This is a genomic window from Streptomyces sp. CT34, from assembly GCF_000805335.1.
Lineage (GTDB): Bacteria > Actinomycetota > Actinomycetes > Streptomycetales > Streptomycetaceae > Streptomyces.
Window position 1 is genome coordinate 2,352,772 of the sequence record NZ_KN708638.1, and the last position, 23,637, is coordinate 2,376,408.

At 74.4% G+C, this 23,637-nt stretch carries 23 protein-coding genes; 7 read left to right on the forward strand and 16 right to left on the reverse strand.

Going from position 1 to position 23,637, the window contains the following annotated elements; genetic code table 11:
• Nucleotides 1–10: 10 nt before the first annotated feature.
• Nucleotides 11–3,505, reverse strand: a complete 3,495-nt coding sequence (locus tag RZ84_RS10450) for an AfsR/SARP family transcriptional regulator (RefSeq protein WP_043264091.1) — start codon at nt 3,503–3,505, stop codon at nt 11–13.
• Nucleotides 3,506–3,674: 169 nt separating this feature from the next.
• Between RZ84_RS10450 and RZ84_RS10455 the strand changes: the two genes are divergently transcribed.
• Nucleotides 3,675–4,481, forward strand: a complete 807-nt coding sequence (locus RZ84_RS10455) for a site-2 protease family protein (protein WP_043264092.1) — start codon at nt 3,675–3,677, stop codon at nt 4,479–4,481.
• Nucleotides 4,482–4,485: 4 nt separating this feature from the next.
• Here the strand turns inward: RZ84_RS10455 and RZ84_RS10460 are convergent, their stop codons facing one another.
• From RZ84_RS10460 to RZ84_RS10490, 7 genes are all read right to left on the reverse strand, one after another.
• Nucleotides 4,486–4,704 (reverse strand): hypothetical protein, encoded by a 219-nt coding sequence (locus tag RZ84_RS10460; RefSeq protein WP_043264093.1) that lies wholly within the window; start codon nt 4,702–4,704, stop codon nt 4,486–4,488.
• A gap of 209 nt (nt 4,705–4,913) precedes the next feature.
• The gene (gene npdG, locus RZ84_RS10465) at nt 4,914–5,687 is read right to left on the reverse strand and encodes an NADPH-dependent F420 reductase (protein ID WP_043264094.1); all 774 of its coding nucleotides are present in this window, start codon (nt 5,685–5,687) and stop codon (nt 4,914–4,916) included.
• A 115-nt stretch (nt 5,688–5,802) separates the two neighbouring features.
• Nucleotides 5,803–6,651 (reverse strand): carbohydrate ABC transporter permease, encoded by an 849-nt coding sequence (locus RZ84_RS10470; RefSeq protein WP_043264095.1) that lies wholly within the window; start codon nt 6,649–6,651, stop codon nt 5,803–5,805.
• Entirely contained in the window at nt 6,648–7,508 is an 861-nt protein-coding gene (locus RZ84_RS10475; RefSeq protein WP_241778033.1) for a carbohydrate ABC transporter permease, read from the reverse strand. The genes RZ84_RS10470 and RZ84_RS10475 overlap by 4 nt, the downstream gene beginning before the upstream one ends.
• Nucleotides 7,509–7,651: 143 nt before the next feature.
• On the reverse strand, nt 7,652–9,025 hold the full coding sequence (locus tag RZ84_RS10480) for an ABC transporter substrate-binding protein (protein WP_052229861.1): 1,374 nt from the start codon (nt 9,023–9,025) through the stop codon (nt 7,652–7,654).
• Nucleotides 9,022–10,116, reverse strand: a complete 1,095-nt coding sequence (locus RZ84_RS10485; RefSeq protein WP_043269545.1) for a sialidase family protein — start codon at nt 10,114–10,116, stop codon at nt 9,022–9,024. The genes RZ84_RS10480 and RZ84_RS10485 overlap by 4 nt, the downstream gene beginning before the upstream one ends.
• Before the next feature lie 304 nt (nt 10,117–10,420).
• Complete coding sequence (locus RZ84_RS10490) at nt 10,421–11,200, reverse strand: FadR/GntR family transcriptional regulator (RefSeq protein WP_052229862.1); 780 nt, start codon at nt 11,198–11,200, stop codon at nt 10,421–10,423.
• Nucleotides 11,201–11,373: 173 nt separating this feature from the next.
• On the opposite strand from RZ84_RS10490, the gene RZ84_RS10495 reads away from it, so the two are divergent.
• Nucleotides 11,374–12,333: a dihydrodipicolinate synthase family protein gene (locus RZ84_RS10495; RefSeq protein WP_043264097.1), complete on the forward strand. Its 960-nt coding sequence runs from the start codon at nt 11,374–11,376 to the stop codon at nt 12,331–12,333.
• A gap of 231 nt (nt 12,334–12,564) precedes the next feature.
• A complete protein-coding gene (locus RZ84_RS10500; protein WP_043264098.1) occupies nt 12,565–13,200 on the forward strand; it encodes a hypothetical protein in 636 nt (211 codons plus the stop codon).
• Between the two features lie 214 nt (nt 13,201–13,414).
• Here RZ84_RS10500 and RZ84_RS10505 read toward each other — a convergent pair whose 3' ends face one another.
• Nucleotides 13,415–13,663 (reverse strand): hypothetical protein, encoded by a 249-nt coding sequence (locus RZ84_RS10505; protein WP_043264099.1) that lies wholly within the window; start codon nt 13,661–13,663, stop codon nt 13,415–13,417.
• Between the two features lie 67 nt (nt 13,664–13,730).
• On the opposite strand from RZ84_RS10505, the gene map reads away from it, so the two are divergent.
• Entirely contained in the window at nt 13,731–14,588 is an 858-nt protein-coding gene (gene map / locus RZ84_RS10510; RefSeq protein WP_043264100.1) for a type I methionyl aminopeptidase, read from the forward strand.
• 198 nt (nt 14,589–14,786) lie between these two features.
• Complete coding sequence (locus RZ84_RS10515; RefSeq protein ID WP_043264101.1) at nt 14,787–15,485, forward strand: biliverdin-producing heme oxygenase; 699 nt, start codon at nt 14,787–14,789, stop codon at nt 15,483–15,485.
• 73 nt (nt 15,486–15,558) lie between these two features.
• On the opposite strand, the gene RZ84_RS10520 is transcribed toward RZ84_RS10515, so the two are convergent.
• Together RZ84_RS10520 and RZ84_RS10525 are read right to left on the reverse strand one after the other, a co-directional pair.
• Entirely contained in the window at nt 15,559–16,374 is an 816-nt protein-coding gene (locus RZ84_RS10520; protein ID WP_078893673.1) for a PhzF family phenazine biosynthesis protein, read from the reverse strand.
• Nucleotides 16,375–16,382: 8 nt separating this feature from the next.
• Nucleotides 16,383–16,625 (reverse strand): hypothetical protein, encoded by a 243-nt coding sequence (locus RZ84_RS10525; protein ID WP_043264102.1) that lies wholly within the window; start codon nt 16,623–16,625, stop codon nt 16,383–16,385.
• Nucleotides 16,626–16,911: 286 nt separating this feature from the next.
• Between RZ84_RS10525 and RZ84_RS10530 the strand changes: the two genes are divergently transcribed.
• Nucleotides 16,912–17,898, forward strand: a complete 987-nt coding sequence (locus tag RZ84_RS10530; RefSeq protein WP_241777646.1) for an SCO2278 family lipoprotein — start codon at nt 16,912–16,914, stop codon at nt 17,896–17,898.
• A gap of 111 nt (nt 17,899–18,009) precedes the next feature.
• Here RZ84_RS10530 and RZ84_RS10535 read toward each other — a convergent pair whose 3' ends face one another.
• Entirely contained in the window at nt 18,010–18,753 is a 744-nt protein-coding gene (locus RZ84_RS10535) for a bifunctional DNA primase/polymerase (RefSeq protein ID WP_043264104.1), read from the reverse strand.
• A 143-nt stretch (nt 18,754–18,896) separates the two neighbouring features.
• Nucleotides 18,897–19,496, reverse strand: a complete 600-nt coding sequence (locus RZ84_RS10540) for a TetR/AcrR family transcriptional regulator (protein ID WP_043264105.1) — start codon at nt 19,494–19,496, stop codon at nt 18,897–18,899.
• A 124-nt stretch (nt 19,497–19,620) separates the two neighbouring features.
• On the opposite strand from RZ84_RS10540, the gene RZ84_RS39635 reads away from it, so the two are divergent.
• Entirely contained in the window at nt 19,621–19,794 is a 174-nt protein-coding gene (locus RZ84_RS39635) for a DUF6243 family protein (RefSeq protein WP_198539966.1), read from the forward strand.
• Between the two features lie 30 nt (nt 19,795–19,824).
• Here the strand turns inward: RZ84_RS39635 and RZ84_RS10545 are convergent, their stop codons facing one another.
• The 3 genes from RZ84_RS10545 to RZ84_RS10555 are packed head-to-tail and all read right to left on the reverse strand — an operon-like array spanning nt 19,825 to nt 23,332.
• The gene (locus tag RZ84_RS10545; protein ID WP_043264106.1) at nt 19,825–20,781 is read right to left on the reverse strand and encodes a small ribosomal subunit Rsm22 family protein; all 957 of its coding nucleotides are present in this window, start codon (nt 20,779–20,781) and stop codon (nt 19,825–19,827) included.
• 59 nt (nt 20,782–20,840) lie between these two features.
• Nucleotides 20,841–21,917, reverse strand: coding sequence for a serine hydrolase domain-containing protein (locus RZ84_RS10550; protein ID WP_043264107.1), 1,077 nt, complete (start codon nt 21,915–21,917; stop codon nt 20,841–20,843).
• Between the two features lie 56 nt (nt 21,918–21,973).
• Nucleotides 21,974–23,332, reverse strand: a complete 1,359-nt coding sequence (locus RZ84_RS10555; protein WP_043264108.1) for a multidrug effflux MFS transporter — start codon at nt 23,330–23,332, stop codon at nt 21,974–21,976.
• Nucleotides 23,333–23,637: the final 305 nt, after the last annotated feature.

Consider the following 23,637-nt stretch of genomic DNA (forward strand, 5'->3'; position numbering starts at 1 on the left):
CCGGCTCGCGTCAGACGAGGGCGGTGGCCTCCTCGATCGAGAGGCCACCGCCTTCGGCGTACGCGGCTCGGTACGCCGGATCGCCCAGCAGGGCGCGGGCGGTGTGCTCCGCACGGGCCCGGTCGTCGCGGACGATCAGCGGCGGCACGTGCGAGACGGCTCGCAGCGCGTCGTAGGCACCGACCAGCCGGGCCGCGTCCCGGGCCCCGGCCGCGCCGCGTACCGCCATCAGCACCCGTGCGCCGGAGAGGAGTTGGACCACCGGCAGGTCCGGCGCGACGATCCGCGCCATGGAGTCCTGGGTCAGCACCAGCGCCGCCCGCATCCGCAGCAGGAGGTCCTCGCCGTGCCGCCCCTCCGCCACGTCCAGCGTGACCAGCATCGACTCCAGCACCCCCAGGAACATGTCCGGGCTGCGCGAGGTGAACACCTCCCGCACCGCTTCGAGTTGCTCACGGGCCTCGTGGAAGCGCTCCGCCATCGTCAGCAGCATGGCGAGCGTCATCCGGGCGAACGGCACCGCGTCCCGGCCGCTGTTGCGGTCCTGCGCGTCGTCCAGCACCTCGCGCAGCATCCGCTCCCCCTCCTCCGGCCGGCCGTCCTCGATCATCAGCGCGCCCAGCCGGGTGCGCAGCAGCAGGGTCTGGCCGTGCGCGCCCAGCTCCTCGGCGTGCACCATCGCCGCCCGGTAGTCGCGCGCCGCGGGCGCGTACGCACCGCGCTTCTCCTCGGACTCACCGCGCCCCGCCAGCGCCTCGGCCGCGCCCCAGGCGTCGCCCAGCCGCCGGAAGATCCGCAGCGACTCGTCGGCGTCCCGGGTGGCCTGCGCCAGCCCGCCGGGGCGGTCGTTGAGGATCTTGGAGCGCAGCTGGAGGACGTACGCCAGCTCCCACTCGTAGCCGAAGTCACGGCAGGCGCGCACCGCGACGTCGACCTGCTGCGCCAGCTCGTCCCACCGACTGCTGATCAGCACCGCGAAGTACCAGAGGGCCCCGGGCACCTTGCAGGTCTGCGGCATCCCGCTGCGGTACGCGGTCAGCATCCCCGCCAGCTCCTCCTTCATCTCCGGGCCGCGCAGTGCCTCCATGTCGTTCTCGTTGGAGAGCGCCACCAGCCGCACCTCGCGGCGGGCCTCCAGCAGCTGCTCGGGGGCCATCGGCGGGGGGCTGTCGATGGGCCGGTCGTGGAGGTCGGGGGCGGGTTCGACGGGCGGCACGAACGGGTTGGGGCCGAGCGCGCCGGCCGCCGCGGCCCAGGTGTGGGCATCGCTGCTGTGGTCGCGCAGCGACCAGAACCACTGGAGGGACAGCACCAGGCACAGCGCCTCGTGCTCGTCTCCCGCTGCCAGCGCCCGGCGCAGCGCGGTGCGCAGATTGTCGTGCTCCAGCTCCAGCCGGCCGATACCGGCCCGCTGCCCGGGGCCGCGCAGCAACGGATCGGTGGTACGCGCCAGTTCGCGGTACGCGACCAGATGGCGGCGCTCGGCGGCGGCCCGCTCCCCGGCCTCGTCCAGCCGCTCCGCGGCGTACTCCCCCACCGTCTCCAGCAGCCGGTAGCGCATCCCGTCCAGGCCGCCCTCCTTGCCGACCGGGGCCGCCACCACCAGCGACTTGTCGATCAGCGAGCCCAGCAGCCCGGCCACCTCGTCGGCGTCGACACCGTCGCCCGCGCACACCTCCTCGGCGGCGGCCAGGTCGCAGCCGCCGGCGAACACCGACAGCCGCCGCAGCACCGCCCGTTCGGGCTCGTCGGTCAGATCCCAGGACCAGTCCACCACCGCGCGCAGCGTCTGCTGGCGCGGCAGCAGGGTCCGGCTGCCGCCGGTCAGCAGCCGGAAGCGGTCGTCCAGCCGGTCCGCGAGCTGCCGCGGAGTCAGCAACCGCAGCCGGGCGGCGGCGAGTTCGATGGCCAGCGGCAGCCCGTCCAGCCGGCGGCAGATCTCGGCACAGGCCGCCGGATCGTCCGCCACCCGGAAACCGGGGGAGGCGGCGGCCCCCCGCTCGGCGAGCAGCCGCAGCGCCACCGGGTCCGGCAGCGGCTCGACCGGCCGCAGCACCTCGCCCGGCACGGCCAGCGGCTCCCGGCTCGTCGCCAGCACCGTCACCCCGGGACAGACGGCCAGCAGCCGCTCGGCCAACTCGGCGGCGGCGCCGATCACATGCTCGCAGTTGTCCAGGACCAGCAGCATCCGGCGGCCCGCGCAGTGCTCGGCGAGCCGGGCGTGCGGATCCCGGGCGGTCGGGTCGGAGGCGGCCCGCAGCCCCTCGGCGGTGGTACCGCGCACGACCGTCTCGCGCGCCCCGAGCGCGGTCAGCACCGCCTCCGGCACGGTCCGCGGATCGTCCACCGGCGCCAGCTCCACCAGCCAGACGCCGTGCGGCCAGGCGTCCGGCAGCGCCGCCGCGGCGGCCTCGGCGCCCTCCTGCGACAGCCGGGTCTTGCCGGCGCCACCGGGCCCCAGCAGCGTCACCAGCCGGTGCGCGGCCAGATCGCCGCGCAGCGCGGCCAGGTCGCGGTCCCGCCCCACGAAGGAGGTCAGCCGCGCCCGGAGGTTACCGGGACGGGCGGCCGGGGCCGGCGGGGCGACCGGGGTGGACGGAGGGCCGGCGGCGACGGGGGCCGCGGGGGTGCCGTGGGGAACGGGGACGCTGTGGGGAGTGGGGGTGCCGAAGGGGTCGGGCATCCCGTGGGCCCCGGGAGTCGCGGGAGTGCCGGCCACGGTGCCACCCCGCACCGTCCCCGCGGTCGGCGGCTGCCCCGGTCCCGGCTGCGGCTGCGGCTCCGGGCCGGGCCGGAGCAACGCGCGGTGCAGGGCGCGCAGTTCCGGGCCGGGGTCGGCGCCCAGGCGGTCGGCGAGGTCGGTGCGTATCTCCTCGTAGGCGGCCAGCGCCTCGGCACCGCGGCCGGCGTCCCGCAGCGCGCGCAGCCGCAGGGCCTGGAGGGGCTCGTCGAGCGGGTTGTCCCGGCACAGTGCGACGAGGGTGGGCAGCGCCTGCGCGGCCCGGCCCAGCGCCAGCTCGGCGGCGAGGCGGGTGCGCCGGGCGTCCAGCCGGCGGCTCTCGGCGCGGGCCGCCTCCACGGCCGCGTCGGGCAGGTCGGCGAGCGCCGGGCCGCGCCAGAGCGCCAGCGCCTCGTCGAGCAGGGCTGCGGCGCGGGCCGGGTCGGCGTCGTCGAGCGCCCGGCCGCCCTCCGCCGCGAGCCGCTCGAAGCGGTGCAGGTCGACCGCGTCCGGCTCGGCGCACAGCCGGTAGCCGCCGTCGACGGAGGCGACGGCGGTACGGCCCAGGGCCCGGCGCAGCCGGCCGACCAGCGCCTGGAGGGCACCGGGCGCGTCGGCCGGCGGGTCCATGCCCCAGACGTCGGCGATCAGGGCGTCCGCGGTCAGCGCCCGGCCGGGGCGCAGCGCGAGCGCGGCGAGCAGGGCGCGCAGCCGGGGACCGCCGAGGGCGACGGGGCTGCCGTCGGCACGGCCGGCCTGCGTGGTGCCGAGGATTCCGTAACGCACCGGCCCATTGTCGTGCAACGCCGGACGTGCGTGCCGACCGAGCGGGCGGTAGGAACGGTTCCGGTTCGGCGCGGGGGACCGGGTCCGCCGCCGGGAATCCGTGCGCCCACCGCCGCACCGCGGATACGGTCGTGGCTGCCCGCCCCGAGACCCCTGGAGCCCGCTACCGATGACCACAGCAATCCCGCGCGCCGACCGCCGCGTCAGCCCGGTCTTTCTCGCGCTCGTCGCCGTCCTCGCGGTGTCCGGCTGGGCCGTCTGGAGCGGGGCGGCCGGGTCCGGTACCGGCTTCGCGGTCTTCGTGTTCGTGGTGTCCGGCTGGGTGGTGTCGCTGTGCCTGCACGAGTACGCGCACGCCCGCACCGCGCTGCACAGCGGCGACATCTCGGTGGGCGCCAAGGGCTATCTCACCCTGAACCCGCTCAGGTACACCCACGCGCTGCTGAGCATCGTGCTACCCGTGATCTTCGTCATCATGGGCGGGATCGGGCTGCCCGGCGGCGCGGTGTTCATCGAGCGCGGCCGGATCCGGGGCCGCTGGCGGCACAGCCTGATCTCGGCGGCCGGGCCGCTGACCAACATCCTGTTCGCGGCGGTGGTCAGCGCGCCGTTCTGGCTGCACGGCCTCGACGGCGTACCGGACCCGTTCCGCTACGCGCTGGCGTTCCTCGCGCTGCTCCAGGTGACCGCGGCGATCCTGAACTTCGTGCCGGTGCCCGGACTGGACGGCTACGGCGTGATCGAGCCCTGGCTCTCGTCCGACGTACGGCGGCAGGTCGAGCCGTTCGCGCCGTTCGGCCTGCTGGCGGTCTTCGGGCTCCTGTGGGTGCCGGAGATCAACCAGGTCTTCTTCGACCTGGTCCACACGGTTCTGCGTGCCCTGGGCGTCTCTGCCTGGGACGGCTACTGGGGCCAGGAGTTCTTCCGCTTCTGGCAGGGCGCACCGCAGGTCCCGCGGACCGGCGGCGTGCTGTAGGCCGTCAGCCCGACGCCTCGGCGCGGTGCGCCTGCGCCAGCTTCGCCCTGCGTACGTAGAACCACGTCATGTTGCTGGAGACGCCCGCCAGCAGGACCCAGACGATGCCGATGAAGCTGCCCTCCACGAAGGAGACGACCGCCGCGGCGACGGCGAGGACGCACACGACGAGGGCGAGGACGGCAAGGCGCCGGTCCGGGCCGGACGGGGGCAGGGAGGGCATGGGGCGAGCTCCTGTCGGGGATGGGGCGGTCTGTTCCAGTGTCCCCCATGCCCTGCGGGCGGCTGTCCCCCGCCCCCTCCCCCTCTCCCCCTTCGGGGGAGGGGGCGGGGGGGGGGTTCGGGGGGGGGGGGGAGCATGCGGCAGCGAGCCACGCGCGCTCACGAGCCGGCCCCCAACCCCCAACGAGCCGGCCCCGACCCCCTCCGCCCTCAGACGTCCGTGACCCGGAGCCCGGCGTGCGCCTTGTAGCGGCGGTTGACCGAGATCAGGTTGGCGACCAGGGACTCGACCTGGTGGGCGTTGCGCAGCCGGCCGGCGAAGACGCCGCGCATACCGGGGATGCGGGCGGCGAGCGCCTGGACCAGGTCGGTGTCGGCGCGGCTCTCGCCCAGCACCATCACATCGGTGTCGATCTCCGCGATCTCCGGGTCCTGGAGGAGCACGGCGGAGAGGTGGTGGAAGGCGGCGGTGACCCGGGAGTCCGGCAGCAGGGCGGCGGCCTGCTCGGCGGCGCTGCCCTCCTCCGGCTTCAGCGCGTAGGCGCCCTTCTTGTCGAAGCCGAGCGGGTTGACGCAGTCGATGACGAGCTTGCCGGCCAGCTCCTCGCGCAGTGACTCCAGGGTCTTGCGGTGGCCGTCCCACGGCACCGCGACGATCACCACATCGCTGCGCCGGGCGCAGTCGGCGTTGCCGAGGCCCTCGACGCCCAGGCTGCTCAGCTGGGGGTCGGCGGCGGCGGTCTGCGCCCGCTCGGCGGCCCGGGAGCCGATGATCACCTTCTGGCCGGCCTTGGCGAGCCGGTAGGCCAGGCCGCGGCCCTGGTCACCGGTGCCGCCGAGGACGCCGACCACCAGGCCGGAGACGTCCGGGAGGTCCCAGGGGTCGCGGGGCGCCGGCTTGGCGCCCGCCGGGCCAGATGAAGCAGACGAAGCGGACGGAGCAGACGAGGCGGGCGCGGTCGGGGCAGCGTCGGAAGTAGTCATGACAGCGATACTGTCACGCCCGGACCGGCACACCGAGGCCCGGTCCTGACGGGCCCTCCCCCGCTCGCCGCGCCCCCCGCGACCACGGCGGAAGGCCCTGCCGCCCGCCTCCGCCTCACGACGTCACGCTCCCCTCCGTCAGCCCGGTGCGCCAGTAGCGCTGGAGGACCGCCATCAGCACCATCAGCGGCAGCACGGACAGCAGCGCGCCGCCCACCGTGTACTGGTAGAGCACCGGCTGCCGGTCCGCGTACCCGGTCCAGCTCGTCAGGCCCAGCTGGACCGGGTAGAGGTCGGAGTCGGAGAGCATGACCAGCGGCAGGAAGTAGTTGTTCCAGATGTGGACGAACTGGAAGAGGAAGACGGTCACCAGCGCGGGGGTCATCAGCCGCAGCCCCAGCCCGCCGAAGATCCTGGCCTCGCCCGCGCCGTCGATCCGGGCCGCCTCCAGGAGCGCGTCGGGGACCGCGGCAGCCGCGTGGATCCGGCAGAGGTAGACGCCGAACGGGCTGACCATGCTGGGGACGAGCACCGCCCAGTAGGTGTTCGCCAGGCCCATCGCGCTGAAGAGGAAGTACAGCGGCAGGGCGAGCGCCGTACCGGGGATCAGCACCCCGGCCAGCACCACGTTGAAGACCGTCTCGCGCCCGCGGAACGGGAACTTGGCCAGGGCGTAGCCCGCCGCGGCGGAGAGCAGGGTGGCGCAGACCGCACCGATCCCGGCGTAGAGCAGGGAGTTGGCGAACCAGCGGGCGTAGACGCCGTGGTCGTAGGTGAGGACCTCGGTGAGGTAGCGGACGGGGTGCGGATGGCGGGAGAACCAGAAGCCGAAGGTACCGAAGAGGTCGGCGCTGTTCTTGGTGGCGGAGACGACCAGCCAGTAGACGGGCACCAGGAAGTAGATGGCGGCGACGGCCAGCAGCGCGTTGGTGATGATGCGGTGGCGGAGCGGAGGCCGGGTCATCCGCGCTCCTTCCGGCGCCCGCCGACCAGGCGCAGGAAGCCGAACGACGCGGCGCAGGCCACCAGCGCCAGCAGCACCGCCTCGGCCGCCGCGAGCTGCTGATTGTCGCCGACGAACGCCTCGCTGTAGGCGTGCAGGTTGGGGGTGTAGCCGGAGTCGATGGCGGAGGCGAGCGGGCGGAGCACCATCGGCTCGGCGAACAGCTGGAGGGTGCCGATGATGCTGAACACGCAGGTCAGTACGAGCGCGGGCCGGATCAACGGGAGTTTGATGTGCCGGGCGACCTGCCAGGCGTTCGCGCCGTCGATCCGCGCCGCCTCGTAGAGCTCGCCGGGCACGGCCTTGAGCTGGGCGATCAGTACCAGCATGGTGTAGCCGGTGAACTGCCAGGTGACGATGTTGGCGAGGGACCACAGGACGCTGCCGCGGGAGAGGAAGTCGACGTGCCAGCCCACGGATTGGGCGATCTTCACCAGCGGACTGATGCCCGGTACGTAGAGGAACCCCCAGAGGATCGAGGCGATCACCCCGGGCACTCCGTAGGGGAGGAAGAAGGCGCTGCGGAAGAAGGTGATCCCGCGGGCGGCGGCGCTCTCCAGAAGGAGCGCGAGGGCGGTGGCGAGCACCGTCATCAGCGGGATCTGGACGGCGCCGAAGAGCAGCACCCGGCCGAAGCCGGCCAGGAACCGGTCGTCGGCGAGCGCCTGGGCGTAGTTGGCAAGGCCGGCGAAGACGTCGTGCTGCCGGCCGCCGAGACCGAGCGGGCCGGTGCGCTCGGTCCGCTGGAGGCTGGTCCACAGGGCGTAGCCGATCGGGGCGAGGAAGCAGAGGGCGAAGAGGGTGAGGAAGGGCAGCAGGAACCCGGCGGCGGCACGGGCGTTGCGGGCCCGGGTGCGGCTGCGGGACGCCGCCGGGCGCCGGCGGCCATCGGCGGCGCGACGCGCGCCCGGCTCCGGACCGGCCGCCGCGGGGGCCCCGGGGCGGACCGGCGTGTCCCGGCTCACCCGCCGCTCTCCGCCTTCAGGCCCTTGCCCCTGAGGTCGGCGACGGTCTGGCCCTGCACCTTCCGCAGCACGGAGCGGAACGAACTGCCGTCGGCGAGCGCGTCGGTGAAGGCGTCGCCCAGCCGCTGGTAGAGGGTGTCCACGCCGGGTCCCCACCGCCAGCGGGTGTCGACATGCGCCGCGGCGTCCGCGAACACCGTGCTGTACGCCTGGCCGCCGAAGAAGTCCTTGTCGGCGTCGAGAGCGGCGGGGGCATAGCCCGTTCTGGCGCTCGGGAAGCCGTAGCCGCCGGCGATCAGCAGCGCGAGGGACCGCGGGTCGGTGTTGAGCCAGAGCGCGAAGTCCAGGGCGTCCTTGGGATAGGCGGCCCGCGCGAAGACGGCGGTGGTCGAGCCGCCCCAGTTGGCGTACGCCCGGCCGCCGGGCTGCCACTGCGGCAGCGGTGCGGCCCGCCACTTCCCCTTGGTGCCGGGCGCGTTGCCGGCCAGCAGCGCATCGCCCCAACTGGCGCCCACCCAGGCCGGGATGGCGCCGGTCTGGATGTCCTTGTACCAGGCGTTCTGGCGGTCCGGGATGGTCTTGACGAGTTGCTGCCGGACGAGGGATTCCCAGTAGTCGGCGACCTTGCGGGTGGGCCCGTCGTCGAGGTGCACGATCCAGGTGTCGCCCCGGGCGGTGTACCAGGCGGCGCCGGCCTGCCAGGCCAGTCCCGCGAAGCGGTTGCCGTTGGTGGGGGCGAAGGTGTCGATCCAGGCGCCGTGCCGGCGGATCGCCCTGGCGGCGGCCTCGTACTCGTCCCAGGTCCCCGGGACCGGTACTCCCCACCGGTCGAAGAGGTCCTTGCGGACGAACAGTCCCATCGGCCCGGACGCCTGCGGAATCGCGTAGATCCGCTTCCCGAAGACGGACTGCTGCCACTGCCAGCCGACGAACTCGCCGCGGTGGCGGGCGGCGCCGAGCGGGGCGAGGTCGCGCAGGCCGTCGTCGAGCAGGAAGCCGGGGAGCACCGGGAACTCGATCTGGCCCAGGTCGGGCGGGTTGCCGGCCTTGACGGCGGCGTGCATCTTCGCGTACTGCTGGCCGTTTACGGCGGAGACCTTCTCGACCCTGACCTGCACCTCGGGGTTGCGGCGGTTCCACAGGTCGACCGGCCGGTCGATGCCCGGCACCCAGGACCAGAAGGTGAGCGCGATCTTCTGCCCCTTCTTCCGCTCCTTGGGGGCGCCGCCGTCCGGCCCGGCCGCGCAGCCGGCGAGCGCGAGTCCGGCGGCGGCGCCGGCCGCGCCGCCCAGCACCGTCCGCCGCCGCGGGGCGCCCCCGGCAGGGCCGCCGCCGCTGGTGCCGCCGCTGGTCGCCTCGCTGCTGGTCATGCCGGCTCCTTGAGGGGGATGCGGCGGAAGGTGACGGTCTCGTAGGCGCTGAAGTCGCCCGTCTCGTAGAGCAGTCCGACGCTGCCCCGGTCGAGGCGCACGAGGTCGCAGTAGCCGGCCGGGAGCCCGCTGACGGTGTGCGCGGTGCGCCAGGTCCGTCCGCCGTCGCGGCTGGCCCGCAGGGTCATCAGGGCGCGTGCGGCGGGGGGCGCGGGCCCGGCGAAGAGCAGTTCGCCGCGGTCGTCGAGGTACAGGGTGCTGCCCTGGACCTGCGGCCCGGCCAGCCCCGCCTGCGGCCGGAAGCGGCGGACCAGGCTCTCTCCGCCGTCCGTGGAGACCGCGTCCAGTCGGCGCCAGGCGGCGCTGGCCGCGTTGCGGGCGTTCACATAGACGGTGCCGCCCGGGAGTTCGGCGGCGGTGGTCTCGTTGGGCGCGGCGAACCGGCCGGTGGTGCCGGGGTCGTGGTCGTGGTCGTCGTCGGTGTAGCCGATGCGCCAGGTGGCGCCGTCGTCGTCGCTGAGCAGCGCGTGCCCGCCCTCGTAGCGGGGTTCGGTGCCGGTGTCCCCGGGTTCGGCGGGCGGCAGGGAGTGGTTGGCGGGGACGACCAGCCGGCCGGCGTACGGGCCGTGGCACAGCCGCAGCGCATGGCCGGGCCCGGTGGCGTACCAGCGCCAAGGGGGCGGCTTGGTCTCGTCGGTGATCTCGCGGGGAGCGCTCCAGCTCGCACCGTCGTCGTCGCTGTACTGGAGCCAGACGCGGCGGCCGTCGGCGGGCGGGACCTCGCCGCGGCGGATGCGGTCCTCGGTGGCGTCGGCGGCGTTGTGGACCTGGACGAGCAGCACCCGGCCGCCGGCGAGGACGACCGGGGCGGGGTTGCCGGCCGTGCCGGTGCCGTTGCGGGCGACGCACTGCAACGGACCCCAGGTGTGCCCACCGTCCGCGGAGCGCTTGAGGACGAGGTGGATCTCGCCGGAGTCGGCGGCCGAGGAGACCCGGCCCTCGGCGAACGCGAGCACGGCCCCCGAGCGCGCCCGCACCACGGCCGGGATCCGGAAGCTCGTGTACCCCTCGGTCCCGGCCCGGTACGGCACCGAACTCCCGGACCCGGGTGCGTCCTCGTGGGCCGGGGTGCTCGCGGACGGCTCCCAGCCCTCGTGCGGCTCCGAGGTCTCGTACGCCACGGGTCACCCCTCAACTGGGCAAGGACGTAGGATGTCCCTTGTCCTGCGGACCATAGGCAGCGCCCAACTGACCGTCAAGGCACCGCACATGGCGCATTTCCGTGTCGGCAACGGCCCCGTCGACGCCGGGTGAAATCCCGGTGAACGGGGTGGACGGGATGACCAGGACGAACGGGGTGAATGGCGGCAGGGCGGTATTGCGGACAGCCGCTGTTCACCGAGGGGCGCCCGCGCCGCCGCGGCCGGCTGCCCGCCCTTCGGGCGGACGACGGGAGTTCGACGACCGGGCCTGCGCCGCCGGCCCCCGCTCCTTCCCGGTGAGCCGCCGGCGGATGCCGTCGAAGTGGCGGTGCATCGCGGCCACCGCGCGGTCGCCGTCGCCCGCCTCCAGCGCGTCGACGATCTCCTGGTGCCGGCGGTAGGTCACCTGGGGGTCCTGCCGGTCGTCGGCCAGGTCCTCGCGGACCCGGCGCAGCGCCGCCCAGAACGCGTCCAGCACCTCGCTCAGCAGGTGGTTGCCCAGCGAGCGGTACAGGGCGAGGTGGAAGGCGCGGTCGGTGGCGCTCTGCACCTGGCCGCCGCGCGCCTCCTCGGCCATCCGCTGCACCAGCCCCTTGAGGACGGTGAGGTCCGCCGCGGGCAGCTCGCGCGCGACGGCGCCGATCAGCCCCGCCTCCAGGGCCTCCCGGACCTCCATCAGCTCGTACAGGCTCGGCTCCCCCTGGAGGTGGCGGACCGCGGCGCGGAAGGCGACGCCCTCGACGAACGGCTCCAGGCTGAGCGCCCCGACGTAGGTGCCGAAGCCGTGCCGGATCTCCACGATCCGCATCGCCTGGAGGGCCTTGAGCGCCTCGCGGACCGAGTTGCGGCTGACGTCGAGCATGGCGACCAGCTCGGCCTCGGTGGGCAGCGGGTCGCCCGGGGTCAGCCTGCGCCGCAGGATCAGCTGCTTGATCCGCGCCTGGACGTCCTCGGCCATCGTCCCTCGCGCCATCCCTATCGCCCTCTTCCTCTGCCGCGCCCTCACCTGCCGCGCGCCGCCGGCCCGTTCGGCCCGCGCCGGGGCCGGGAATCCTTGACCGTGCGCCTGCGCGCATGCCTATTGTGACCGCGGCATCGGACCTCCCATGTCCCTTGTCCCAGCTCAGAGCCGCCCTTGGAGGCCCCATGGCACTCCCCGCCCCGCCGCACGGCGTCATCCCCCCGGTCTGCACCCCGCTCGACGCGCGCGGCGAGGTCGACACCGCCTCCCTCGCCCGCCTTGTCGAGCACCTCCTCGACGGGGGCGTCCACGGCCTGTTCGCACTCGGATCCACCAGCGAGGCGGCCTACCTGACCGACCGTCAGCGCGCGGTCGCCCTGGAGACCGTCGTCACCGCCGCACGCGGCCGGGTCCCGGTGCTCGCCGGGGTCATCGACACCACCACCGCCCGCGTACTCGACCACGCCAGGGCCGCCGCCCGGCTGGGCGCCGACGCGCTGGTCGCCACCGCCCCCTTCTACACCCGCACCCACCCCCGCGAGATCGCCGCCCACTTCCGGCACCTGCGCACCGCCACCGGCCTGCCCCTCGTCGCGTACGACATCCCGGCGGCGGTACACAACAAGCTGACCCCGGCTCTGGTCCGCGAGCTGGCCGCGGACGGCACGCTGACCGGCCTGAAGGACAGCAGCGGCGACGACAACTCACTGCGCCGGCTGCTGGTCTCCCTCGGCGGCCGGACCGCCCGCCCGGCCGGCCCCGCGCCCGGCTTCGCGGTCCTCACCGGCTCCGAACTCACCGCGGACGCCGCCCTGTTGGCCGGTGCGGACGGGATCGTTCCGGGCCTGGGCAACGTCGACCCGGCGGGCTACGTCCGCCTCTACGACGCCGCGCGTGCCGGCGACTGGCCCCGGGCCGCCGCCGAACAGGAGCGCCTGGTCGCGCTGTTCGCGATGACCGACGCCGGCCCGGAGAGCGAGATGGGCCGCAGCTCCTCGGCCCTGGGCGCCTTCAAGGCGGCGCTCCAGCTCCTCGGCGTCATCGAGGGACGCGCCACGGCGCTGCCGCAGGTCCCGCTGAGCGAGGAAGCGGTGAGGGAGGTAGGACGTCGGCTGAACGAGGCGGGCCTGCGACCGGGCCCGTAGCCGAGCAGCCGGCCCTGTAGCCGGGCGACCGGTCCCGAAGCCGGGCCGCGGACCCCCGGCCGGACACCCGCACCCGAAGACCCGCGTCCGGGCCCCACGCCCCGACACCCGAACCCCGGCACCCGAACCCTGACCCCCGCTCCCCTCGGCCTCCCCCGCCGGACCTCCTTACGGGTGACGCCGCGCCGAGCGGCCCCCCGGAGGCCCGGCGCTGCGGCAGTATGCCGCGCCATGGATGCCGTACGAGTCGCCCTGCTGCGCGAGGTCCTCGCCGGAACCGAGTGGGTGCAGGCCAGCCGCCGGTTCGCCGGTTCGCTGCGGGCCGCGGTCGCCCCGCACGGCGGCGGACTGCTGCTGGTCGGCAGCGCCACGTACGAGCCCTGGCACCTGGCCGCCCACCTGGACGAGGAGGCCGCCTGGTCGGGCCTGCCGGAGCTGTCGCCGACCCTGGTGCGCCACCGGGTCCCGGGTGAGGCGCCGGCGCATCTCGCCGTCGGACTGGGGCGGCTGGCGGCGGCCGGGCGCGGGGCGACGCTGCTGGTGGTGGCGCCGGGCCAGCCGGGCGCCGGGCTGCTGGAGCGGGTGCACGACGCCCGCCGCAACGGCGCCACGGTGCTCGCCCTGGACGGCGGCGACCGCGATCTGCACTCCCTGGCGCACGACGCGCTGGCCGCTCCCCCGCCCCCGCCCGAGGGCACCGTGGGCACCCCGCAGGGCCGGGACCTGGACCTGGACACCGTCCAGCACCTGGTCAGCGCCGCCGCCGGGGAGAATGCCGGGCCCGCGCCCCGCCGCCACCGCCGCTTCCGCGACCGCCTCTCCCGCCTCGCCGACAGCCTCTCGGCCCCGCCCCCGCCCCGCTGGTAACCGCCCGGCCCCGGCTGCCGCACGGGCCCGCCGCCCACGAGGACGGAGGGCGCCCGAGGAGCACCGTTGGACGTCCTACGACCGGGCCCAGGAGGGGAGGGGGACCAGGGATCGTCCTACGAGAACCGGGGACGCCCACGACCAGGACCGGGGATCGTGTTACGAGGAGGGGGATCGCCCTGTAGGGGACCGCCCTATGAGGAGGGAGAGCCTCCTACGAGGAGCGGGGCTCGTCCCCGTCGTCGCCCTGGCCCTTTCCCATGTCGTGCCACTTGGGGTCGGTCTCCCACTCCAGGTTCCGCTCGCGCGCGGTCTCCATGGCGTGGGCCGCCTCCTCGCGGCTGCGGTACGGGCCGAACCGGTCGGCCGCCCGGCACTGGGGGCCCTCCTCGACCGTCCCGTGCCTGAGGCAGTAGAACCACTCGCCCGGCTTGCCGACCGTCCGCCGCTTGAACAGCGCCATTGCCGCCTCCCGTACCTGGCTCCAGTGCCACCATCCTGCCCGACGGGCCGCGGATACACTCGCTGGCATGTCTGGCCAGTCGCTTCTTGTCCCGGGGAAGATCTCCCCCACCCGCCCCGTCCCCGCCTCGATCCCGCGCCCCGAGTACGTAGGAAAGGCCGCACCCACCCCGTACACGGGCCCGGAGGTGCAGGACTCCGACACCATCGAGCGGATGCGGATCGCCGGCCGGATCGCCGCGCAGGCGATGGCGGAGGCCGCCAAGCTGATCGCGCCGGGCGTGACCACCGATGAACTGGACCGGGTCGCCCACGAGTTCATGTGCGACCACGGCGCCTACCCCTCCACACTCGGCTACCGCGGCTTCCCCAAGTCCCTGTGCTCCTCGCTCAACGAGGTCATCTGCCACGGCATCCCGGACTCGACCGTCCTGAAGGACGGCGACATCGTGAACCTCGACGTGACCGCGTACATCCACGGCGTGCACGGCGACAACAACGCCACCTATCTGTGCGGCGACGTGGACGAGGAGTCCCGGCTGCTGGTGGAGCGCACCCGTGAAGCGCTCAACCGCGCGATCAAGGCCGTCAGGCCGGGCCGCCAGATCAACATCATCGGCCGGGTCATCGAGTCGTACGCCAAGCGCTTCGGATACGGCGTGGTCCGCGACTTCACCGGGCACGGCATCAACTCGTCGTTCCACTCCGGCCTGATCGTTCCGCACTACGACAGCCCGCACCACACCACCGACATCAGGCCCGGGATGACCTTCACCATCGAGCCGATGCTGACGCTGGGCACGTACGAGTACGACATGTGGGAGGACGGCTGGACGGTGGTCACCAAGGACCGCAAGCGGACCGCGCAGTTCGAGCACACGCTAGTGGTGACGGAGACCGGGGCGGAGATCCTCACGCTCCCCTGATGCCGCCCTGATGCCGCTGGATTCGGGCAGGAGTAGGGTTTTTACCGACAGCTTGTCGGGAACAGGTTGACCGGGGCGGCTCCTCCGTAGTTGGGTAACGCCGAGTTGTCAGGCTGCGGCGCCCCGGGTTCCCGGGGCGCGGCGTCCCCGTGGCGCCGGCCTGTTCCCGTCCGCTCCCCCGGCCCCCGGAGGTCCGCCTTGGAAGCGTCCAGCCCGACCCCGCCCGCGCCGTCCACGCCGTCCGCGCCGTCCACGCCGTTCTCCACGGTTATCCGCACCGCGTCCCAGGCACAGCACACCGAGGCCGAGAACTCCTCGTTCATGGGCGACCTCCTCGGCGGCAGGCTCGGCGTCGCGGCCTACCGGCGCTACACCGAGCAGCTCTGGTTCGTCTACCGCGCGCTGGAGGACGCCTCCGGGACCCTGGCCGCCGACCCGGTCGCGGGCCCCTTCATTCGCCCGGAGCTCGCCCGCACCGCCGAGTTGGAGCGCGACCTCGCCCATCTCGGCGGCGCCTCCTGGCGGACCGGCCTGGAGCCCCTGCCGGCCACCGCCGCGTACGCCGACCGTATCGCCTGCTGCGCCCGCGACTGGCCGGCCGGCTATGTCGCCCACCACTACACCCGCTATCTCGGCGACCTCTCCGGCGGCCAGATCATCCGCGGCACCGCCGAGAAGACCTGGGGCTTCGCGCGCAAGGGCGACGGCGTCCGCTTCTACGTCTTCGAGGAGATAGCCAACCCCGCCGCCTTCAAGCGCGAATACCGCGAGCTCCTGGACGCGCTGCCGGTCGACGACCTGGAGAAGCAGCGGGTGGTCGACGAGTGCAAGCGCGCGTTCGCGCTGAACAGCGCGGTGTTCCGGGAGCTGGGCGAGCAGTTCCCGATGAGCGCGTAACGGCGCCGGGGACGGGACAGGGCGCACCGGCCGCCGCGCCGCACGGGCCCCGCACAGCACCCGCCCCGCAGCGCTATGCGGCCTCGGCGCGCACCCGCCCGCCGACCTCGATCGTGCCGTCCGGGTACGTCCGCGTGCGGATCTGCGAGCCGACGCCCTGGCGGATGTCCAGCGGGCGGCCGAGCTGATGCGTCAGGAGCAGGGCGGCGGCGCCGGTGGCCTCGTCCTCGACGATGCCGTCGCCGCGCCGCGGGAACGCCCGCGCGCGGACCACGCCCGCGGCCTCGTCCAGCCAGGCCCAGGCGTAGAGCCAGCCCTCCCCCGGCGGCGGCGCGGGCAGCGCGTCGACCGCCGCGGCGGAGGGGTACTGCTCGGTGGTGCGGTGGGTGACCCACTCGGCGCGCCCGCGCACCCAGGTGAGGTCCCCGTCGTGACGGACCGCGACGTCGCCGGCCGGCGGGCGCAGCACGGCCGGCGGGCGGCCCTGGCTCCGCAGCAGCCAGGCCAGGCCGACGAGGGGGTGGCCGGCGAACGGGAGCCGGACACTGGGGGTGTGGATGTCGGCGGTGCCGCGGGCGGCGTCGTCGAGGAACACCGTCTCGCTGAAGCCGAGTTCGGCGGCGAGAGTGGCGCGGGCGGCCGGGTCGGGGAGGGCGGCGCCGTCGCGCACGACGCCCAGCAGGTTGCCGCCGGCGCCCGCCGGCCCGCAGAACACCCGCAGCACATCCACCTCCACCTCCACGCCCACATCCACGGCGCCGGCCACGACCGCCGCCGCGGCGGCACCGCCGGCGGCAGCGACATCATTCGCGTCGGTTCTCGCCTCAGTTCTCGCGACGGTATCCGTGTCGGTATTCGTGTCGGTCGTCTCCGCGTTCCAGTCCGTCATCCCGGCATTCAACAGGACGCCCGGGCACCGGAGTCGGGGCGGGGGCGTCCGGGCGCGGGTACGGGGGTGGGGGCGGTGCGGCGCGGGGCCGTGCCGAACTCGGGGGCGACGACCCGGACCAGCCCCCGCCGTAGCCCCGCGCACAGCACCCGGACGCGGGCGCCGGCGCGGGTACGGGTCTGGCCATGGGTGCGGGCGTGGGTGTGGGCGTGGGTGTGGGTATGGAGCCGGAGGTGGCGGTGACGGCGCATGGGACCCCTTCCCGAGGAAGCCGAGAAAGCCGAGGAGCTCGTGAAGGCAGTTGCCTGGGCGAGCACTTAGGTAAGCCTAACCTAACTAGATCTTCGCTGCGTCGGGCAGGCCCGGTGCCGACGGGTCGACGGACCGCCGGGCCGAGTGCCCGTCAGATCACGGTGTGGGCTCCGTATCCGATCCCCACGGTCTGGTTCTCCCGCAGCACGGGTAGGGTTGCGCCGAATCGTGCCACCCCGGCGGCCATCCAGTCCGCCCCGGTCGCCCCGAAGGAGCCCGAGCCCCATGACACGCAGGTCGCCGTTCCGGGTGCCCGCAACACTGACGTCGGCAGCGGCGGCGCTGGTGATACTGAGCGGGTGCATGACGGTGCACGGCGAGCGGGAGATCCTGCCGGCGGTGTCGGAGGCGGACGCCGCACAGGCGCTCAAGCACTTCACCGACGGCTTCAACAAGGCCAACCGCACGCTCGATCCGCAGGTGAACACCTCCTTCGAGGCGGGTGCGCTGCTCGCCATCGACCAGGCCGGGATAAAGGCGGCGCACGGGCTCCGGCCGAACGGCAACCCCGGGTTCACGCCGCTGCGCTTCTCGGACGCGCACTTCACCGTGCCCAAGCAGAAGGGCTGGCCGAAGTTCTTCATCGGGGACGCGCTCAGCAACCGCCGGAACCGCAGCGGCGAGAACACCCGCTGGTTCCTGGTGTTCAGCCGGGACGCCATCGGCGCGAAGTGGCGGGCCGTCTACCTGGCGACGTTCGACAGCAACACCGCCCCGGAGCTGAAGATCACCGACGGCTACGCGGAGACGGTGCCCACCGACGGCTCGTCGGGCCTGACGGTCGATCCGGGCAAGCTCGGCCAGACCTACGCCGACTACCTCAACACCGGCAAGGGCGGCGCCTTCGCGCCGGGGCCGAACACCGACCAGTGGCGGGCCCAGCGCGCCCGCGACGCCAACCAGCCCGGCGCCCGCATCCAGTGGGAGGACCAGGCGTCGGAGTACCCGCCGGTGGCGCTGCGGACCACCGACGGCGGTGCGCTGGTGTTCTTCTCCACCGTCTACCACCAGCAGAAGACGGTCTCCCAGGGCCTGATGATCACCGTGCCGCCCAGCCTGCGCGGCATCGTGCAGGGGCCGGACAAGAAGACCACGCGGATGGCCTTCACCACGGTCTCGGGCCAGACGGTCACGGTCCCGGCGAAGAGCGCCGGCGGCAAGATCACGGTGCTCAACCGGATCGAGGCGAAGACCTCGGCCAGGGCGCTGTAGCCGCGGCGTTCGCGGCGAAGGTGCCACGCGGGGCCGTCGGCGGGAGCCGGCGGCCCCTGCGCCGTCGGACGCGGGCCCCGTACGGGAGAGACGGGCTCCGTACGGGCGCGGTCAGCGGCCGATCGGCCAGGCCGCGGTCTCGTGGTCGGACTCGCGGTCGATGAACGCGGCGCAGGCGTCGGTCAGCGATTCCAGCAGCGTCAGCGGGTCGGGCAGCGGAAGTTCGGGGCCGCGCAGCCAGGTCACCGCGGGCTGCTCGCCGGGGAGGGTGGAGGGCGGCAGGAGGACATAGCTGCCGCGGCAGTGCCAGCGCAGGCCCGGATGCTCGTCGAGGGTCTCGGGGTGGCAGTCCAGTTCGCACGGCCACCACTCGTCCTCGTCGTCCGGGGTGCCGCGGGTGGCGGTGAAGAACAGCATCCGGCCGTCCCCGAAGCCGGCACCGCTGAGGCTGACCGGTCCGACGTCGACGCCCGCCGCGTCCAGCCGGCCGAGGGCGCTGCGGCCCGCTTCGACGGGGACGTCGAGGACGTCGTGGGCGATGCCGGTGGCGGTGACGAAGTTGGCCTGCGGGAGGGTGCGGACCCAGGCGGCGACCTTGTCGCGGTCGGTGGTGGCGACGGTCTGCCAGCCGAAGGAGATGGGATGTCGTCCCGGGGTGGGACAGCCGATGCGTTCGCAGGAACAGCCGTAGCCGGAGGGGTGGGCGGCGGGGGCGACCGGGAAGCCCGCGTCGGCCGCCGCCAGCAGCAGGTCCGCACGGCCGCGCGCGGCCGCTGATCCCGTGTCCGTATCGCCGCCGTCCGATCCGCTCTTCGGCCGGCGCAGCCACTGGGAGAACCTGCTCTTGCGTTCCATCTATCCCCTCACTTCGAGCGGTGGTCTGGGATCAATGCTGCCACCATCCTGGGCGCCAGGTGACCGGTGTGCGGATCCGGGGTGAACGCGGTACGGGCGAACAGGGGCAATTCACGCCATCACCGACCGACCGCCCGGTGCGGTCAGTCGCGCGGGCGCAGACCACGCAATACCTGGTCGACGAGGGTGTCGACGTAGTCGTGGGTCAGTTCGCCGGTGCGCATCAGCCACCGTTGTGAGAAGGGACTCAGCAGCATCTCGGCGGCGATCCGGACGTCGATGCCGGGGTCCACCTCGCCGGCTTCCTGGGCGGCGCGCAGCCGCTCGACGTAGACGCGGATACCGGGCTCCAGGAGGCGGCCGACGAAGGTGCGGGAGAGCTCCTCGTCGTTGGCGCCGGCCACCGCGAGGGCGCGGTAGGGGGCCTGCCAGGTCGCGTCGTTGAACTCGTCGGCGGTGGCCCGCAGGACGGACTTCAGGTCGGCGGCCAGATCGCCGGTGTCCGGAATCCCCTGCTCGTAGTCGTCCTCGACGCCCGCGCTGAAGGCGTCCAGGAGGACGGCGGCCTTGGAGGGCCACCAGCGGTAGATCGTCTGCTTGCCGACGCCGGCGCGGGCGGCGATGCCCTCGATCGTGAGCTTGTGGTAGCCGACCTCGCCGACGAGGGCGAGGGCGGCGTCGAAGATCGCGCGGCGGGAGCGTTCGCTGCGGCGGGAGGCGTCGGGGGCGGGTTTGTTGGCCATGGGCGGAGTCTAGCGAGGAGAAGGCGAGACGTATCGTCTTGACAAGACGGAGCGTCTCGCTTGAGGATGGGGCGCGAGCGAGACGCCCCGTCTCGCAATCGGTCCGGAGAAGGGAACTCGCCTGATGAGCAAGGGAAATGCGGGCGGCATGCTCGGTGTCGGCGGTACGCGCAGCAAGCTCTCCCGCGGCGCACTGCGCGGCGGCACGGGCGGCGGACGGAGCGGCCGGGGAGGCCGCGAGGACCCGCAGCGCCGCGAGCTGCTACGGAAAATGCAGGAGCGGACAGAGAAAGGCTGAGTTGCGCCCCCGGCGGAGGGTCCCCGGCGGTCAGGCCGGGGGCCAGTCGTCGCCCCAGGCGGCGTCGCGGGCCGCGCGGTAGACCGTGCCCCGGCGCTTGGTGACCGTGCCGCGCCGGAGGCCGTCGTCCGCGGTGCACAGCTCCAACAGGACCTGGCCCTTGCGGAGTTGGGGCTTGCGGACCACCCGGGCGGCGGCCGGCGCGGCATCGCCGCGGGTGGCCGCGACATAGCTGAACTTCTCGTCCTCGTACGCGAGGGAGCCGCCCTTGATCTGGCGGTGGAGGGAGGAGCGGCTGACCCGGACGGAGAAGTGGCACCAGTCGTCTTCCGGGACGATCGGGCAGGCGGCGCTGTGCGGGCACGGCGCGACGATGCGCAGACCGGCGGCGATCAGCTGCTCGCGGGCCTCCCGGATGCGGAGGTAGCCCTCCGGGGTGCCCGGTTCGATCAGCACGACGGACCCGGCGGTGGCCGCGGCGTCGACCACCGCGCGGCGCGCCTCGGGCCGCAGCTCGCCGAGGACGTAGGAGACGGTCACCAGGTCGGTGCCGTCCGGGACGGTGAGGCCGTCGCCGATGACCTGCCGCTGCCACGTGGTGTCCGGCAGGATTCCGGCGGCCAGTTCGCGGCCGAGGTCGAGGGCGGGCCGGGCCCAGTCCAGGACCGTGCTGCCGACGCCGTCCCAGGTGGCCGCGGTGGCCCAGGTGGCGGCGCCGGTGCCGCCGCCGATGTCGACATGGGCGGCCGGGGACCAGCCGGGGACCCGCGCGGCGAAGGCGGCCAGCGCGGCCCGTACGGCTTCGAAGGTCGCGGGCATGCGGTAGGCGGCGTACGCGGCGACGTCGCCGCGGTCCCGGAGCACCGGGGCGTCGGTGGGGGTGCGGCCCCGGTAGTTGGCGATCAGCCGGTCCACGGCCTGCGCGGCCTGCTTGGGCGGCAGGCCGTCGAGCAGGCCGGCCAGGGCGGCGCGCAGTTCGTCGTGCATTCCGCAGATTTTACGGGGCCCCGGGGCGCGCCCGGTCCGGCCGCTCAGCCGGCCGCCGCTCAGCCGGCCTGTGCCACCGCGCGGGCAAGCCGGGTCGCGGCCAGCGCGCGGGGAGCGCTGCCGCCGTCGCGGCGGCGCGGGTGCACGGTGTTGGCCAGCAGGATGAGGAAGGTGTCGGTGGCCCGGTCCAGGACCAGGCTGGTGCCGGTGAAGCCGGTGTGCCCGGCGGCGCCCCGGCCGGCCAGTTCGCCCATGAAGTACGGCTGGTCGACGACGAAGCCGAGGCCGGGCGGGTCGAGCAGCGCGGCGACCGCGTCCGGGCCGAGGATCCGGGCGGTGCCGTACCCGCCGCCGTTGAGCAGCGTCCGGCAGAGGACGGCCAGGTCCTGGGCGGTGGAGAAGAGCCCGGCGTGCCCGGCGACCCCGCCCAGCGCCCAGGCGTTCTCGTCGTGCACCTCACCGCGCACCATGCCGCGGTCCGCCTTGGCCCACGGCCGCCGCTGGTCCTCGGTCGCGGCCACGCCCTGCGGCCCCAGCGGGCCGTAGGAGGTGCTTGCCATGCCCAGCGGGCCGGTGATGCCCGTGTGGATCAGGGCGTCCAGGCGGCGCCCGGTGAGCCGTTCCAGGATCAGCTGGAGGGCGATGAGGTTCAGGTCGGAGTAGCGGTATCCGGGGTGCGGGCCGCCGGACGGGGCGGCGGACTCGGCCCACAGCAGCGCCAGTTGGGCGGCGCGCTCCCGGTGTTCGTGGAAGGGGAGTTCGGGGGCCAGCCCCGAGGTGTGCCGGAGCAGCCGGCGGACGGGGATGCCGGGGGCGAAGGCGGGGAGGTGGGCGGCGGCCGGCTCGTCGAGGGACAGCCGGCCGCGCTCGATCTGCTGGACCACGGCGATGGCGGTGAAGAGCTTGGTGAGCGAGGCGAGGTCGAAGACGGTGCCGACCCGCATCGGCTCCCACAGGTCGCGGGGCAGCTCGATGCCGCGGTCCCGCTCGGGGTCGTGGCCGCGGTAGCGCACCGCCCAGCCGGCCGCCGCCTCGGCGGCGACCACCGGTCCGCGGCCGGCCAGCACCACGGCTCCGGCGCACCACGGCGGACGGCCGTCGGGCAGTGCCCGTACGCCGCTGACCAGCCGTTCCATCCAGGCGGGGTGCAGTCCCGCCTGGGCCGGTGTGCCGTATCGGAGCCTGGGTGCGTTCAGAGCCTGGTCCTCTCGCCGGCGGTGTGCGCGGGGCGCTCCTCCCTACGCTGCCACGGTCGGCACATTCCCAGGAAGCTCACGAGCGCGAGAACGGCACACGACAGCTGTACGACGGCCATCGGTACGGCGGTCCGCTCGCCCGCGACGCCCACCAGAGGGGAGGCCACCGAGCCGAGCAGGAACGTGGAGGTACCCAGCAGCGCGGAGGCGGAGCCGGCCGCGTGCGGGGTGCGCAGCAGCGCCAGGGTGTTGGTGCTCGGCATGACCAGGCCCATCGCGGACATCAGCACGAACAGCCCGGCGGCCGTCGGCGCCAGGCTGGCCCGTCCGAGGACCCCGGACGACAGCAGCAGCAGGCCGATCCCGGCGAGCGCGACCAGCGCTAGGCCGGTGCCCAGCACCTTGTCCAGGGAGACCCGGCCGACCAGCAGCTTCCCGTTGATCTGGCCGACCACCACCAGCCCGACGGAGTTGACGCCGAAGAGCAGGCCGAAGGTCTGCGGAGAGGCTCCGTAGATCTCCTGGATGACGAACGGCGAGGCGGAGATGTACGCGAAGAGCGCCGCGAAGGCGAAGGCGCCCACGAGGAGGTAGCCGGAGAAGACCCGGTCGGCGAGCAGATCGCGCATGGTGCGCAGGGCCTGGCCCAGCCCGCCCGGATGCCGGCGCCCGGGCGGCAGGGTCTCGTCCAGCCGCCGCCAGACGAGGAGGGTGAGCAGCAGCCCGACGGCGGTCAGCACGACGAAGACCCCGCGCCAGTCGGTGATCCGCAGGATCTGGCCGCCGATGAGCGGGGCGACGACCGGCGCCACCCCGGAGATCAGCATGAGGGTGGAGAAGAACCGGGCCATCGCCACACCGTCGTAGAGGTCGCGCACCACCGCCCGCGCGATGACGATGCCGGCGGCGCCCGCCAGTCCCTGCAACAGGCGGAAGGCGATGAGGAGTTCGGCGTTGGTGGCGACCGCGCACAGGGCGGTGGCCAGGACGTAGACCACCATGCCGGCGAGCAGCGGGCGGCGGCGTCCCCACTTGTCGCTCATCGGACCGACGATCATCTGGCCCAGGGCCATGCCCGCCAGGCAGGTGGTGAGGGTGAGCTGGACGGTGGCGGCCGGGCTGTTCAGGGCCGCGGTGACCTGCGGCAGCGCCGGCAGGTACATGTCCATGGAGAGCGGCGGGACGGCCGTGAGACCACCGAGGACGAGGGTGACGAGAAGGCTGGTGCGACGAGACCCGGCCAACGCGGCCGGTGCGGCCGGCGCCGGGCCCCGCCCTTCTATGGCGGGCCGGTCGGTGGGCTCGCCGCTCGGTTCGTCCGTGCTCGCGGCGGCTCCGGCGCCGGGCTCCGTCATGAGTGTCTCCATGGGTCGGTGATGGCAGCACCATGGTGGCACGCGGCCGGCGGCGCCCGGTGCGGTTGGCCGCGGTCCTCTCGACCTGGGCCTTGCCGGCCCTGACCCATCGGACACCGCCCTGCGTCCGCCCGCGCCGGGCCCCACATCCGCCCCGCGCCGTCGCACACCCCGGCATGCGCCGGGGCCCGCGACCGGATGCGCGCCGGGCATGCCCCGGGGAGCCGCACCCGGGCCCGCGCCGGAGCACGCCGGCGCACGCCCCGCGGCGTGCGGACCGCCCACGACCGGACCGCCCACCACCG